Below are 15,741 nucleotides of genomic sequence, written 5' to 3' on the forward strand. Positions count from 1 at the left end.
TGTAATTAAAAAAGTTTCAAGTTTTGGCTTCTTAACTTGAAACCTGAAACTTGAAACTTTTAATTTTATTATCTCGGCATTCCTCCTGGCATTCCTTTCATGCCTCCCATCATTTTCATCAGATTTTTTCCGCCTGGCCCCTGCATCATCTTCATCATCTTGCTCATTTGGTCAAACTGCTTCATTAACTGATTTACCTGCTCGACTTTCGTTCCGGAACCTTTTGCGATTCTGGCTTTTCTTTTTACGTCGATGATGGCCGGTTTGCTTCTTTCTCCCGGTGTCATGGAGTGAATGATTGCTTCAATATGTTTAAAAGCATCATCTTCTATTTCTACATCTTTCATGGCTTTTGAAGCTCCTGGTATCATTCCTACCAAGTCTTTCATATTACCCATTTTCTTTACTTGCTGAATCTGCGTTAAGAAGTCGTCAAAACCGAATTCGTTTTTAGCGATTTTCTTTTGAAGTTTTCTTGCTTCTTCTTCATCAAATTGTTCCTGAGCTCTTTCTACAAGCGACACAACGTCCCCCATACCTAAAATACGCTCAGCCATACGATCTGGATAGAAAATATCAATTGCTTCCATCTTCTCGCCTGTACCTACAAATTTGATTGGTTTGTTTACAACCGATTTGATCGAGATTGCTGCTCCACCACGAGTATCACCATCTAATTTCGTTAAGATAACTCCATCAAAATTCAGGATATCGTTAAAAGCTTTTGCTGTGTTTACAGCGTCTTGTCCTGTCATAGAGTCGACAACAAACAATGTTTCCTGAGGCTGAATTGCTTTGTGTACACGTGCAATTTCATCCATCATTTCCTGATCGACTGCTAAACGTCCTGCAGTATCGACAATAACTACATTGAATCCGTTTGCTTTTGCGTGTTTGATTGCGTTTTGAGCAATCTCTACAGGATTTTTATTTTCTGGTTCTGAGTAAACCTCAACACCTATTTGATCTCCAACAACGTGAAGCTGATTGATCGCCGCAGGACGGTAGATATCACACGCTACAAGAAGTGGTTTTTTATTTTTTTTCGTTTTTAAGAAGTTGGCTAATTTTCCTGAGAAAGTAGTTTTACCAGAACCTTGAAGTCCAGACATTAATATAACGCTTGGATTTCCAGATAAATTAACCCCGGCAACATCACCTCCCATTAATTCTGTCAGCTCATCTTTTACCAGCTTCACCAATAATTGTCCTGGCTGAAGCGTTGTTAAAACGTCCTGACCAATTGCTTTTTCTTTTACTTTGGTTGTAAAATCTTTAGCAATTTTAAAGTTAACGTCGGCATCAAGTAAGGCACGACGAACTTCTTTTAAGGTATCGGCAACGTTTACTTCTGTAATTTTACCGTGTCCTTTTAATATATGGAACGCTTTATCTAACTTTTCACTTAAATTATCAAACATACTATTTTCTTTATTTGAAGTGCAAAGATAATCTAATTAGATATTTCAGGCAATTTTTATTTGTGTGCAATTTTTTGCCACGAAGGCACAAAGACACAAAGTTTATTTTGTTTTTTCTTGTCAAGGCACCAATTTTTTCTTTTTCGCAGATTTAGCAGATCGGCAGATTATTTTTTAGATAGAATATGAAAAAATCAGCTATATCTACTAAATCTGCGAGAAAAAAAAGCGCAAAAGAAAAAACCTTTGCGCCTTTGTAACTTTGTTCCTCTGAACCTTCTAAATTAAAATTGGAAATAGATAAACGGTTGTGAGCCGGCTACTGCTGTTGCGTAAACGATCCAGTAAACGAAGCCCAGAATTATTGCTTTTATTAGTAATGGTGTATTATCAAAAACCAATTTCATTTTGTCTGTGATAACTTCTGGTAAGAAATGCCAAACATATCCGAATAACATTAATAGGAACACATTTTTATATCCTAAAACTATGGCTTTCCAGTTTTGCGGCTCGAAAGTTAACTGACCAATATTATTTATTACCTGCAAGGCTGTTTCGAAATCTCTTGCACGAAAGAAAATCCAGCAGAAAACTACAAAATGGAATGTTATTAAGATTGAAAAGAATCTCCATAAGAAATTACTTTTTCCGTCTTTTTTAGAAGGAAAGAATTCAAGGAAAATTTTATGAACCGCTAAAGCTAATCCGTGTAAAGCTCCCCAAACTATAAATTGCGCTCCGGCTCCGTGCCACAATCCGCCTAAAAGCATTGTAGTAAAAAGATTTAGATTGGTTACTAAAGTTTGTTTTCTTTTATTCGAAAGTAAAAATGATAAACAGAAAAGTGCAATCGAAATTGACGCAATAATCAACGGAATTATGCTGGTATTGTAACTTGTAATTCCCCAAAGCAATAATCCGAAGAAGAATAAACTTGGAAATAAAAATCCGGCGAATGAACCTTCTCTGTTTCCTCCTATCGAAATGTATAAGAAATCTTTTAACCAGGTCGAAAGTGAAATGTGCCATCTTCTCCAAAAATCGGTAATCGAGGTTGATTTATATGGCGTTCTAAAGTTGGCTGGTAATTTGAATCCTAGCAACAAAGCGATTCCAATTGCCATATCTGAATATCCTGAAAAGTCGCAATAAATCTGGATGGCATATCCGTAAGAGGCCATTAAATTTTCGAACGAAGTATAAGTCAATGGCGTATCAAAAACACGGTCAACAAAGTTTACTGAAATGTAATTTGAAATTACTGTTTTCTTAATTAATCCGCCAATAATCAAAAACAAGGCGTTGTTTACATCTTGTTTTGTCAAGTTTAATTTTTGGTAAATCTGCGGTAAAAAATCTTTTGCACGCACGATTGGTCCGGCAACTAACTGCGGAAAAAACGAAACAAAAAACAAATATTCAATGTAATTTTTAGTAGGTTTAATTTCTTCACGATAAATTTCGATAATGTAACTCATCGATTGAAAAGTGTAGAACGAAATCCCGACTGGAAGAAAAATATCATGAAATTTAAAATGTCCATTGAACATATCGTTGTATGTTCCAATCATAAAATTCATGTATTTGAAATATCCTAATAATCCCAAATTCAGGATTACACTAATTACAAGATATATTTTCTTGGCAGCGACTTTTGTTTCTTTATAGATAATCTGGCTCAAGCCATAATCTACAACTGAAGAAAGTAGTAACAGTAAAAAGTAAATTCCGCTTGACTTGTAATAAAAGAAAAGCGAGAAGAGAATAACGTACGTTAATCTTAAATAAAATGTTTTGCGTAAAAAGCCGTACACAAAATAAAAAACCAGAAATAATCCTAAGAATAAACCTGTATTAAATAATAGTTTTTCGTCTGGATTATAAATAAACCAGCTTTTAACTTGTTCTATTGTAATTGCACCAAAATCTTGAATGAACCAATTATTGATGTTATCTATTGTTATCAACTTACTTCTTTAATTTAAAATTATCGTATGCTTTTAAAAATGCCTCTGAAAACAAATTCCCTTGTTTTTCGTATCCTTTTTTAGAATAATGAACCCAATCCGGGCCAATTAATTTTGCCGATTTTAGATTTCGAATTCCTTCCATTCCTCCAAATTCATCGTATAAATCCCAAACTGCAAAACCATCTGTCTGCGCGATCTCGATAATTTGTTTTGTGTAATTTTGAATGAATGTATTTGGTCTTTTTCTAAGCAGCGATGGCGGCGGCGTCATTACAATTATCGGAACATTTATATTCTGCGCTTTTATATTGCTTATAAACTCTCTTAATTGCTTTATATAATTTCCCGATTCTAATTTCTCGTAACTTTCATTTGTTCCGAGAGAAAACACCAGCATATCCGGATGTAAAGCTTTTAACTGCTCAAAAAACAACGGATATTTATTATAATCTGAATATTTTGCTCCGTTTACTCCAATGCCGCTGTAGATTAATCCCGGTGAGTCTTTTTCTAAAACAATTCCGTTTAGTTCAAATTTTGAAGCTTTTTTATTCGGAATCAAATAAATTTTATCTAAAGCTTTTTCTGAATTATAATAGTGCGAATACGAGTCAGATTCCATGTTTAAAGAAACATATTCAGATGTTTTTATATTTCTTGACTGCGTTTCGTTTGTTGGAATTTTCAATATTCTTCCTGCACGAATGTTATTTGATTTTAGCGAATTCGCTCTTTTTATCTCAGCAATTGAAACATTATATTTATCAGCAATTACAGAGATGGCTTCTCCTTTTTTAATTTTATGCTTAATTATTTTAGGTTCTGCTGTTTCAATAAATTTTGTTTGAGATGCTGTTGACAAATCAAACATATCTTCATTTTTGGGAGTTATTATTTTTATTGAATTAAACTTATACGACGGATCTTTAATGTTCAGTTCTAAAACAAATCCGCCAGAATCTCTCCAAAGTCCTATTCCGCTTAAACCAACAGGATAATTTCTAATTGGATATATATTACGATACGTTTCCCAAACTCTGTTGCAGCGAAAGCGCTCGTTATATGATCCGTTTGTTTTAGCCAGTTGATACGGAAAAACTAATCCGCGGCCTGCATTTCCAAATTTTCTCTGTAGATTTTTCCTGATTTCATTGGTCATTAAATCTCCCTGAATGTGAGAATCTCCAATATGAACAATATTTATTTTTTGATTATTGTTGCTTTCATTGTCTTTTAGTTTCTTAAAAAAACTTTCTAAAACTTTCGCATTATAAATATTATTTCCGTTGAAAGATTCAACAGTTGTTGAATCGACTTTACTAACCATATTTTTAGTTATTGGAGGTGAGACTGGATTTTGCGGTTTATCATTTGTTGAGAAAAATAGACAACAAAAGAAAATAATAAGTTTATTCATTTACGCTATCTTTTTCTACAGAGACGGAATCTGCTTTGGGTTTTCTAATCGCTTTAGGTCTAACGCCTGTTTCACGTTTTTGACGTAAAATTTTATACTGCTCGTATCCGTTATTTAACTGACTGTATAACAAATTACCAATTGCTCTTGCGCCTCTTTGGTTAAAGTGTGTATAATCTTTATTAGCTTTTGCCGGAGATTCATCAACCCATTTTACCATCGATCCGTCACCGCCCATTAAAGTATATAAATTTACAAATCCGGATTCAGTTTCTAAAGCATATTTTTTCTGTGCTTTCATTAATGGAACAACTGCTGAATCTGTTTTCATTTCTAAATCGTATTTAGTCGATTTATCTGCTGTTGAAACAATTAAAATAGAAACTCCCGGAAATGATTCTTTTATTTTATTTACAGTTTTTGTCATTCCTTTTTCGTACCAGAAATAGTTTTTGGTTCCATAATTCAATACGTTAGTTCCGTAGTGAAGTACAATTAAATCGTATTTCAGGTTATTATCAAAAGCCTGCATTACACTGGCATCAAACATAGAAATTGGCAGTCCTGAATTTCCTCTTTGAGAGAAATTATCAACGTGAACACCAATGCCGTTATCAAAATTAAATCCGTAAATCGGGATTGAATCGGCATGAATAAAGTTAGCTTTGAAAGCTTTTATACTTCCCGAAGTAACTTTTAAGGTATTTACCAAGTTGTTTGGAGAAAGGCTTTTTTTCAATGTATCTTTTCCGATAATGAAATTTACGTTTCCTCTTTTAGACGATCTTCCGTAAAATAAGGTTGGATTATCTAAAGTAGTTGTATGCTTTGGAAGCCCTGCTTCATATTGAACCCAGGTTGGGTTTGTCTGATCATTTGCAAAAAACACATGCCCGTTTACACCAAAAGGGCTTGCTGGTCTTTTTACATTTAGGTACGATTGTGTTTTCCAGTTTTTAGAATAGGTAGCTTTAACCGAACCTCTTGAGGCTGCAGATTCTGAAGTTATGGATACGAAACCAACTCCGTTTCCGCCAAAACGATCCTGATAATTGTTACGCACATCCTGAACAATTAAATCTCCATCGGTCATAGAATCTCCGTAATAAGCAATTCTAACATGCCTTTGCGGATTCTGTTCCAGTTGATATAATTTTTCGTAAAAGGAAATCAGGTATTGATATCCTTTGTAGTTATCAAAGGTTTCTGATGGAAATTCGATTCCTTCAGAGGCATCGTAAACAATTTTCTGCTGGCCTAATCTACGCTCGCTTTCTTCGATGCTGTCACTTTTTAGCGACAATGAATCTTTAGCTACCGATTCCAAAAGCAAGCTGTCTATAAGTACATTTTTGGAATCTATTTTACTATCAGAAAAAATTTTATCTGGTAAGATTTGTTTAAAACCAATAAAAGCAACAAATGCTAATGCTACGATTGCAAAAGACTGAAAGAAATATGACTTAGTATTCACTTAATAAATTAAATTTAAGAAAAGAACTACAAAAATTAAAGAATATGTAAAATTCCTGTTAATTCTTAATATATAAATGCAGACAAAGATAGAATTAAACATTCATTTATAATAATAAAGAAATAAAAAAAAGAGGTTAGATAAATCTAACCTCTAAATCAAAAAAAAAAAAAAAATAAAAAAAACAAAGCTAATGATTAACTAAATTTTTGATGCTAAAGCATCCTAAAATTAGAATGAAATAATCTTTATATTTTTTAGATTCTTCATTATGAATTATTTTAAGATAGCGTATTCCAAAGTTGGATATCCTCTTTCTCCTGCAGCATTTGTCATTCCTAGGAATTTAACTTTATAATAATTTCCAGCAGCATCCTTCACAACATAAAAACGATCTGTTCTGATACTTGGCAAAGTGTTTGGTCCACCACCACTTCTCCAGTTAGCACCAATCATTCTTTGATCTGTAGCAGAAACTGTAAAATTAGCTTCTACAACTTTAGCTTTTGTAAAATCTGCATAAGTAACACCATCAGCAACTAAAACTTGGTAAGCTTGAGTTCCAGCTTTTGCATTTGTTGTGATAAAATCAGAATATCCGTAAGTAACTTCAGTTCCTGCATTTAAATAGTTAGTAAATACCGTAAAATTTAAATCCCATTTTGCTTTTTGAGGCTCAACAGAAACTGTATTTCCTGTTGTTAAACTAAAAAATGTGAAGTTAAAATCAGCATCTTTAGTAATAACTTTTTCAGTAAAAGTAGCAGAAGCTAAATCAGCATATTGAATTTTATATCCATTTCCGCTTCTCAAAATTCTAACTTTTTTCCATCCTCTTGCATCTCCATCTACACTAACTGAACCTATTGCAGGTTGAGTCGTAGAAACTGCAAATCCTAGATTTACTAAATAAACTTTATTGTCTGCATCTGTAGCAGAAATCTCTGCAATTGCAGTTCCAATTCCTGCGCCTGCGCCTGCTAAAACTCCAGTTGGATTATCAACATATCCATTTGATGCTGCTGTAGTTCCTGCCCCAACTGCTACATCAGAATCACTTTCCTGAGGTAATGTAATATCAGAAGTTGCTAATTTTTTTACCGCCATTTTAACAGACCCATTGATTACTACTCTAAATTCAGAACCTGTAGAAAATCCAAAATCCCAAGCAGCTCTATTTACTGATTTAGATTCTTCAGAACTTAAATCAAGATAAACTTGGTTTGGTTGGTTTGGTCCACCTACTGCTGGTTGTAAAGTTGCTCCAACCGTTGGGATTTCAACTTCTGGAGTATTATCATCATCACTTGAACAAGATGCAAGAGATAAGAACGCGAATGATAGTAATAATAATTTTTTCATTTTTATTTCTGTTTTTATATTAAAGATTAAGGTTATATGCTAATTTTAAAAAGTAGGAACGTCCGTATGCAAGTAGTAAATTTGATGCTGAGGCATGTCCAGCTCCTTCATTTGTTCTAGATTGATTTACATTGGTTACATCTAAAATGTTCCTTGCTCCTAATGTTACTTCAAACTGATCTTGAAAAAAGTTTTGTCTAATAGATGCATCTAACCAGCTGCTTGGATCAATTTCGGATATAATGTATGCAGAATTCCCTTCTACAAACTGTTGTGTTTTCCCGTTATACTTATAATATCCAGAAATTATTGTCTCCCATTTTGGAATTGTATAAGAAACACTTGCGTTTAAATTAAATGAATACAGAAATTGGTCATCTGAAACAAATACTGCATTATCAATTTTTTGTGAAACGCCTATAAATGCGGCACCAATATTAATTGTCAGGTTATCTATTTTTAACTGGTTCGTTGCAGAAAAATTCCACATTCTATATTTACTAATGTTTATATATTGATATTCCGGACTTCCTGTATCCGGATTATCTCTTACATACGCCATATCAATTCTGTCATTTACATCTAGGTAACTTCCGGCAATGGTATTTGAAAGCTGTACCCCTGAAGAAAATGAAGTGAATTTTTTAACACTCGCTTCATAAGAAGTGCTGGTTTCCGGTATCAAATTTTCATTTCCAACAAAGAAATGCCCGTCAAAAATTTGTTTTGAATATAATTCTTCAAAATTTGGTGTTCTAAAACCTGTACCATAAGACCCTCTAATTTCCAACCCTTTATCAAATAAATATCTTAGTCCGATAGAAGAAGCATATTGATTTTCAAATTTTGACTGTGCTGAAAATCTTAATCCTGGTTTAATTGAGAATCGCTCAGTAGCCATGATTTCTGAAGATGCGAAAAAATCATAATTTTCGAGCTTTTTATGTACCGAAGAAGTCTTATTATTTGCTTCCTGAACTAATGCAAAACCATTATTATTTACAAACTCATATCCTAATTGTAAGTCAACACTTTTATCAGAGAAAAAATTATTTAAAGTTCCAGTAGAGGAAAGAACTTCCATAGACTGATCTTTTACAGTAATATTTTTGGCTTCTTTTTTAGTATACAAATAATATTCAAAATCTTCTACTTCACGCTGTTGTTTTTGATGAGAAACAGATACATTATAATTTAATTGAGAAAACAATGTCCCCGCAACATTTAAATTGTGAAAATATCTATTAGTAAAATATCTTTTGTCATTGGCATAACGATAGGAACCTAGCTCCGGAGTATAATTTGATTGTACCGTACTATTATAATAGTCTACATTTTCATCTAAATATTCGAATTTATAGAAAAATCTAAAATTATCCTTGTGATAAGATATTAATGCACTTCCATTTAATTGGTCTTTTGGCAGCCAGCTATAACCTCTCGTAGTATCATTTTCAAGATAATCTTTTCCGTTTTTATCTGCTAAATATCCTTGAAAATCATTTCTATTTGCTCCAACACTTACAAACCAATTTTTACTGAATGTATGTGCAATGCGTAAAGATTGGATATGGCGCCCTTTTTCAAAAAGAGAATATTCATTATTAACCGTTTCTTCTTGAACAGCTGCATTTATATTCCATTTATATTTCGAAGATTTTTTTGTTATAATATTTAAAACACCGCTTACAGCGTTAGCTCCATAACTAACTCCCATTGAACCTTCAACAATTTCAATATGATCAACATCGTTAAGGTTAATTTGTGATAGATCTGTATTATTTCCCAGACCACCCTCATTAACCAATGGAATGTTATCTACCAAAATTTTAAAATATTGTGCATCTAATCCAAATAAAGAAACTGTAGAACGTCCGCTTGTGCTGCTTGGTCTTACTGTAATATTTAAATATTGGTTTAAAACATCTCCTAAATTATTGGCTGCTAAATTTTGTATATCCTGATTTGATATAACTCGAACATTAAATACCGATTTTTTTATAGACTGTGGCTCAAACTGTCCTGTAACAACCACTTCTGAAAGTTTTTCTTGAGATGCAATAGTATCTTTTTGCTGCGCAAAAGAAATTTGACAGAAAGTTAATACAGCAAAAAGAGGTGATTTTATTTTCATTATTTTTATTCAATCTTAATAATCGATGCAAATATATAACTATTTTTAATTGTTCTAAATAAATTTTATATATTTGCAAAAATTAAAACTAATAACTAAGTTATGATTACAAAAAGCCTCTATTTTTCAGCCGTTATGGCTTTAACATGCAGCCTAGGTTTCAGTCAGGACGCAAAAAAACAGCAAGACATAAAATCAATTAAATCTATGTGTGGCTGTTATGAAGTGAAGTTCAACTTTGCAGAAACTTTTCAATACGCAAAAGATTCGGCTGCATACAAACCTTCACAAACTAAACATGAATCTGCTTTAGAATGGGTAGAATTATTAGAAGATACTCCAAACAAAATTGTTATGCAGCACTTATTAATTGTAAGTGACGATATGATTATCAAACACTGGAGACAAGATTGGTTATTTGAAAACACAGACTTATATTCTTTTGATAAAGGAACTTCTTGGAAATACAAAAAATTAGACAAAAAGGCTGTTAAAGGACAGTGGACTCAAAAAGTGTATCAGGTAGATGACAGCCCAAGATATGAAGGATCTTCGACTTGGGTACATGTTGACGGACAAGATTACTGGGCAAACGTTGCTGATGCTCCACTTCCAAGAAGAGAGCAGACAAAACGTAATGATTATAATGTTTTAAAAAGAAGAAACATTCACCAAATTACTGCTACAGGATGGAACCATGAGCAAGATAATGATAAACTTATTCGTGATGATGCAGGAAAAGATGTTTTGTTAGCGCAAGAAAAAGGATTTGATGTTTATACTAAAGTTCCAGACATCAAATGTGTCGCTGCTCAAAAATGGTGGAAAGAAAACAATGCCCTTTGGAAAAATGTTCGTGATAAATGGCAGACTCTTTTTGACAGACATAAAGACTTAAACTTAGAAGCTAAAGTTGATAGAAAAGCACTTTATTCTCTTTTGTTTGATTTAAAACCAACAGCAGCAAAAGCAGAATCTGATGCCATTATCGACAAATTTGTAAAATAAAAAATGGTTTGTGTTAGTTGTAAAAAGCCGGTAATTTTTAGGATTACCGGCTTTTTTTAATTTAAAAATTAATCTATATCCCAGAATAATTTTGTTTTTAGTTTATCCCCACCTATCGAAGAGGAAGCAGCATTATAATTTACCGCATTTAATGTTTGCTCTCTAATTGGATAGGTCATTCTAGACGGAATTTGACCTTCAGCAGCTGCATCAGCGTTTGATGGAGGTACTAATGCAGGAAAATTAAGTCTTCTTGTAGATGTCCAACCTTCAAATCCTCTATTAAATAAGGAATACCATGCCTGCTCCCCAATTTTTTGCTGCCAAGTTCCCGTTGCCGTAGCATATGCTACAGTTGATTGAGTCAGATAAGTATTTATGTCGCTTTCTGATACTCCCCAATCTCTCATAGAGGCTTTTATAGCATTTGTATAATGAGATTCAGCTGTTCCATCAACAGCTATTCCTCTTTCTATAGCTTCTGCTAATAAAAACTCAACTTCGGCATAGTCTAAATAAGTTCCTTTAAAGTTAGGTAATTGAATTACATCTCCTACATGCGTAAATTTTCCATAACTATTTTTAACTCCAATTACTCCTCCTTTATATGGCAATGCGTTCCCATCCTCATCTTTTAAATTTTGAGCAAAGTAGACTTTTGTTCTAGGATCGTTTTTTGATACTAATGCATCTACGAATGGTTTTGCAGGCACAAAATCATGTCTTCCTGAAAAAACTAAATCAACATAAATTGGGTTTGTATTTGGAACATTTGTTTGATATTCAATTTTAGCATTGTCTTCATTTGATGTAAATGTACCTTTTGCCGCTGTGACAATCGCTTCATCAGCAATTGTACTCTCTAAACCAGAAGCTTTTAAGTTAATCCCTAGCTTTAATTTAATACTATTTGCAAATTTCACCCATTTTGACAAATCATCTCTATAAATTACATCTGCGGTTCCAAAACCAGCATAAGCAGTATTTATATTTTTAATGTCGTTATCAAGACGCTTAATTAGATCTTTATAGATTTCTAAAGCTTTATCATATTTAGGCAGATAATTTCCTGCGCCTTTTTGAGCATCAGAATATGGTATATCTCCAAAAGTATCTACTAGAATTTGATATGAATAAACAGTAAGAATGTCTATCATTGCAAGTCTATTATTTTTAATAATTGTCTTAGACGAAAAATTAGGATCAGAAGCAATTATAACTTCGTCTTCAACATACGATTTAGCCATTATCAAATCATTAATAGATCCATCATTTGTAGATGTTCCAGAGAAAAAGGCACCCCAATGGTTATCTGAAATCTTTCGTGTTGTCCACTGATAAACTGACTCATCTATATAAGTCGTTTCTGTCCATTGCTGATTAACTAATCTAAAAATATTTTTGTTTACACTTGTATTAATAACTTGTTCAGCGATACCTTTTTGTGCACTGGTAAACAAAGAAGAAGCTGGTACTTTTGATGGGTTTTTATCATCTTCATTTAAGTCCGTTAAATCGCTGCAAGAACTTGCAAGTAATACGAAACTAAAAAAATAAATTATTTTTTTCATGCTTTTTATATGTTAAAATTTGAATGTAAGATTGAACCCAATGTCTCTTGTAGTTGGCAGTGAACCTACAGAATAACCTCTGGATTTGTTTCCTGATGATAATCCACTTTCCGGATCTGCATATGGTAGATTCTTGCTTATAATCCATAAATTTGATCCTAACAAACTTAATGTTGCTGCGTTTACAAATGTTCCTTCAAACATTGTTTTTGGAAAAGTGTAAGTAATAGAAACCTCTCTTAATTTTATGTAAGAAGCATCATAAACAAATGCTTTCGCCGGCTGTGCCAAGTATCCGTAATTATTGGAATATGCACCTGGTCCTGTTTTAGCAGGTGTATCGTTTGTATTTACAGTTGAAACTGTATTTGGAATCACGGTTGTACTGCCATCCGAATTTGTTATTACCCCTACGCCTTGGTTTACGATACCATTTTCTCTTTGATTTCCAATGGCAGTTTCAGGATATAATCCATTTGCAAGACCATAATACATATCTAAAGAGAATATATCTCCCCCTTTTTGAGTATCAATTAAGAATCCCATAGATACATTTTTATAAGTAAACTTATTTCTAATGCCGCCAATCCAATCTGGAGTAATATTTCCTATCACATTATCTGATGTACTGGATATAAGATATTTTCCCGTTTTTTGATCTACTGTACGCTCCCCATTCGTGTAAACATAATCTGTTCCTTTTAGAGTACCATAAGCTTCTCCAGGGGTTGCATTAATCGTTACACCTCCTTGAAAAGATGCAATTTGTAAGTTATCAACTCCTGACGGTAATGAAACAACTTTACTTCTATTATTAGACCAGTTTACGGTTACATCCCATCTAAAATTTTCTGTTTTTACAGGAGTACCTGTCAACTGTATCTCTAATCCACTATTTTCAATATTTCCTCCATTAACCCATGCAGTAGTAAATCCAGAAGAAGATGATACAGCTGTAGAAACAATTTGATCTACTGTATTTGTTTTGTAATAGGTAATATCAAGTCCTAAACGTTTATCAAAAGTGCTTGTTTCCAGACCAACTTCAAATGATTTTGTACGTTCTGGTTTTAGATTAGGATTTTTATTTGTGTTTGGTAAAGTATACATTGATTCCCCATTAAAATTAGAACTTCTTGTATAAGTGTTTACTAAACTTAGTGGTTCTGCATCATTACCAACTTCTGCATAATTTACTCTGAATTTTCCTAAGTTCAACCAATTAGTTTTTACTAAATTGGAGAATAGTAATGATCCAGATATTGCAGGGTATGTGTATGCGTTATTACCTTTTGGCAGTGTTGAAGAAACATCTCTTCTCACAGAAGCATCTATAAAATAAGTATCCTTATATCCTAGAGAACCTTGGGCATATATTCCATTAACTCCCCAATCTGCAACATTTTCTGTAGGAAAAGGCAATTCATACCTGGAATTTGAAAGTGCATACATCCCCGGCTCAACTAATCCTCCAATTGTAGAAGAGAGTACATTATCTCTTTTATCTCTTCTAATATTTGATCCCAATACTCCTGTCAAACTGATATTATCTCCAAATTTTTTATTAAAGTTCAACATAAAATCATAATTGATTTCCTGAAAATTAATATCATATCTTTGATAACCAGATTTTTCATCAACAGGTGACAATCCAAATCCGGTAGCAGTAGATCCCACAGCTCTTCTTTCTTCTTGAAGTTGTTTATAAGTATCTAAAGAAACTCGTCCCAATGCACTTAACCAACTTGTAATCTCATAATTAAGAGAGGCATAACTAAATAATCGAGTCTTATTATCCGAAGAATAGTTTTGGTAGCGGGTAAAATATGGGTTGTCCCAATACGCAGGCTGTAAATCCGCAGAAGTAGGATCTGCCCAATTCCATGTAATATTTTGACCTCCAGATGCATTATAAACATTTTTCAATTCCTTAACGTCTACATTTGTTTGCCACCATTGTCTAAATTCTCCCATTATATTATCATTATAACCAGTTGAATTTCTACCAACAGTATTTTGCAATGTAACTGCTGCATATGCATTTGCCGTTAGCTTATCTGTAATTTTTTGACTAAATCTTGCACTCAGCTGATTTTTCTTCAATTCACTATTTGGCAAAATTCCTGTTTGAATTGTATTTACATACGACATCGACAAATTAGATCTTTCAGTTGATTTTTCCAGAGATATACTATTTGTATTAGTTTGGGCAGTCTGGAAAAAAGTGACTGGTCCATTAGCTGCTGCACTCCAGGGAGTAGCTTTTCCATAATTTTCTGAATAAGGTGTTACCGAATTCCATTGGTAAACTGGTTTTCCATTAAAAGCATCACCGTATGAAGCATCGTTTGAAGTATCAACTGTAGGGATTGCATTTTCATCAAGGAAAGAAGTTCCAAACCCATATCCGCTTCCATATTTATTTTGATAGGTCGGAAACGTCGATTTATCAACTGTACCCACACTCATACTGCTCGAAAAGGTAAATCCAACTTTTTTATCATCACCCTTTTTCCCTTTTTTTGTCGTTACCATTACAACTCCATTTGCAGCTCTTGATCCGTATAATGCAGTTGCAGCAGCACCTTTAAGAATATTTATGCTTTCAATATCTTCTTGGTTTATGTCTGCAACACTATTTCCATAATCGTAACCTCCTCTTCCTGTAGTTTGATTCGCTGTATTATTATTGGAATTATCCACTGGCACTCCATCAATAACCCAGAGTGCTTGATTATTTCCTGTTAAGGATTTATTTCCACGGATTACTACGTTCGTAGACCCCCCAAAGTTTGTGTTTCTTGAAACTTCTACCCCAGCAGCTTTACCTGACAAAAGATTCGAAACGTTTTGACTTCCTGCACCTCCACTCACAAGGTCTGCACCAGAAATTTGTTGTGAAGCGTAACCTAAAGATTTTTTCTCTCTCTTAACACCTAATGCTGTAGTAACAACCACTCCTTCAAGCTCTACCGATTCATCTTTTAGCGTTATATTTATAACCGAAGAATTTGCAGGAACTTCTTGTGTTTTCATTCCAATATAACTAAATATTAGAATTTGATTTGACTCAGCCTTAATAGCATATTTTCCGTCAAAATCTGTTTGTGCTCCTGATGTTGTTCCTTTAACTAATACACTAACACCTGGTAAAGGTATTCCTGCATTATCAGAAACTGTTCCTGTAATTTTTTTTTCCTGAGCATATGATATTTGTAATACACATACGCAAAAAAGCAGCCAAAGCCCTTTTAATTTTTGATTCATTTATTTATTATGTTTTGATTAAGGGGCGCAACTTGTTAAAATTTTACAATTTTAACAAGAATTATATATTATTTAACACAATAAAATATAAAATAAATACTACAAATAAAGTTTAAA

The 15,741-nt window shown here is 33.2% G+C and carries 9 protein-coding genes; 1 reads left to right on the plus strand and 8 read right to left on the minus strand.

Annotated elements, in window-relative coordinates; all coding sequences use genetic code 11:
• Window positions 1-68 precede the first annotated feature (68 nt).
• From ffh to AABD74_RS01300, 6 genes are all read right to left on the minus strand, one after another.
• Window positions 69-1,421: a signal recognition particle protein gene (gene ffh, locus AABD74_RS01275; RefSeq protein WP_406844456.1), complete on the minus strand. Its 1,353-nt coding sequence runs from the start codon at window positions 1,419-1,421 to the stop codon at window positions 69-71.
• Between the two features lie 284 nt (window positions 1,422-1,705).
• Entirely contained in the window at window positions 1,706-3,388 is a 1,683-nt protein-coding gene (locus tag AABD74_RS01280) for an MBOAT family O-acyltransferase (protein ID WP_406844457.1), read from the minus strand.
• Between the two features lies 1 nt (window position 3,389).
• A complete protein-coding gene (locus AABD74_RS01285; RefSeq protein ID WP_406844458.1) occupies window positions 3,390-4,718 on the minus strand; it encodes a GDSL-type esterase/lipase family protein in 1,329 nt (442 codons plus the stop codon).
• 82 nt (window positions 4,719-4,800) lie between these two features.
• Window positions 4,801-6,282, minus strand: a complete 1,482-nt coding sequence (locus AABD74_RS01290) for an SGNH/GDSL hydrolase family protein (RefSeq protein WP_406844459.1) — start codon at window positions 6,280-6,282, stop codon at window positions 4,801-4,803.
• A 276-nt stretch (window positions 6,283-6,558) separates the two neighbouring features.
• Window positions 6,559-7,644: an HmuY family protein gene (locus AABD74_RS01295; RefSeq protein ID WP_232680868.1), complete on the minus strand. Its 1,086-nt coding sequence runs from the start codon at window positions 7,642-7,644 to the stop codon at window positions 6,559-6,561.
• A gap of 19 nt (window positions 7,645-7,663) precedes the next feature.
• On the minus strand, window positions 7,664-9,778 hold the full coding sequence (locus tag AABD74_RS01300; RefSeq protein ID WP_232680866.1) for a TonB-dependent siderophore receptor: 2,115 nt from the start codon (window positions 9,776-9,778) through the stop codon (window positions 7,664-7,666).
• Between the two features lie 102 nt (window positions 9,779-9,880).
• Between AABD74_RS01300 and AABD74_RS01305 the strand changes: the two genes are divergently transcribed.
• Window positions 9,881-10,786, plus strand: coding sequence for a DUF6607 family protein (locus AABD74_RS01305; protein ID WP_232680865.1), 906 nt, complete (start codon window positions 9,881-9,883; stop codon window positions 10,784-10,786).
• A 68-nt stretch (window positions 10,787-10,854) separates the two neighbouring features.
• Here AABD74_RS01305 and AABD74_RS01310 read toward each other — a convergent pair whose 3' ends face one another.
• On the minus strand, window positions 10,855-12,357 hold the full coding sequence (locus tag AABD74_RS01310) for a SusD/RagB family nutrient-binding outer membrane lipoprotein (protein ID WP_232680863.1): 1,503 nt from the start codon (window positions 12,355-12,357) through the stop codon (window positions 10,855-10,857).
• A 12-nt stretch (window positions 12,358-12,369) separates the two neighbouring features.
• Window positions 12,370-15,624: a SusC/RagA family TonB-linked outer membrane protein gene (locus tag AABD74_RS01315; protein ID WP_406844460.1), complete on the minus strand. Its 3,255-nt coding sequence runs from the start codon at window positions 15,622-15,624 to the stop codon at window positions 12,370-12,372.
• Window positions 15,625-15,741: the final 117 nt, after the last annotated feature.

Origin of the sequence: Flavobacterium soyae (genome assembly GCF_045348165.1) — a bacterium.
GTDB lineage: Bacteria > Bacteroidota > Bacteroidia > Flavobacteriales > Flavobacteriaceae > Flavobacterium > Flavobacterium soyae.

Coding starts and splice junctions, on each gene's coding strand:
- AABD74_RS01295 (WP_232680868.1), bottom strand. CDS start 7,644: ATGAAAAAATTATTATTACTATCATTCGCGTTCTTATCTCTTGCATCT.
- ffh (WP_406844456.1), bottom strand. CDS start 1,421: ATGTTTGATAATTTAAGTGAAAAGTTAGATAAAGCGTTCCATATATTA.
- AABD74_RS01305 (WP_232680865.1), top strand. CDS start 9,881: ATGATTACAAAAAGCCTCTATTTTTCAGCCGTTATGGCTTTAACATGC.
- AABD74_RS01285 (WP_406844458.1), bottom strand. CDS start 4,718: ATGGTTAGTAAAGTCGATTCAACAACTGTTGAATCTTTCAACGGAAAT.
- AABD74_RS01315 (WP_406844460.1), bottom strand. CDS start 15,624: ATGAATCAAAAATTAAAAGGGCTTTGGCTGCTTTTTTGCGTATGTGTA.
- AABD74_RS01310 (WP_232680863.1), bottom strand. CDS start 12,357: ATGAAAAAAATAATTTATTTTTTTAGTTTCGTATTACTTGCAAGTTCT.
- AABD74_RS01300 (WP_232680866.1), bottom strand. CDS start 9,778: ATGAAAATAAAATCACCTCTTTTTGCTGTATTAACTTTCTGTCAAATT.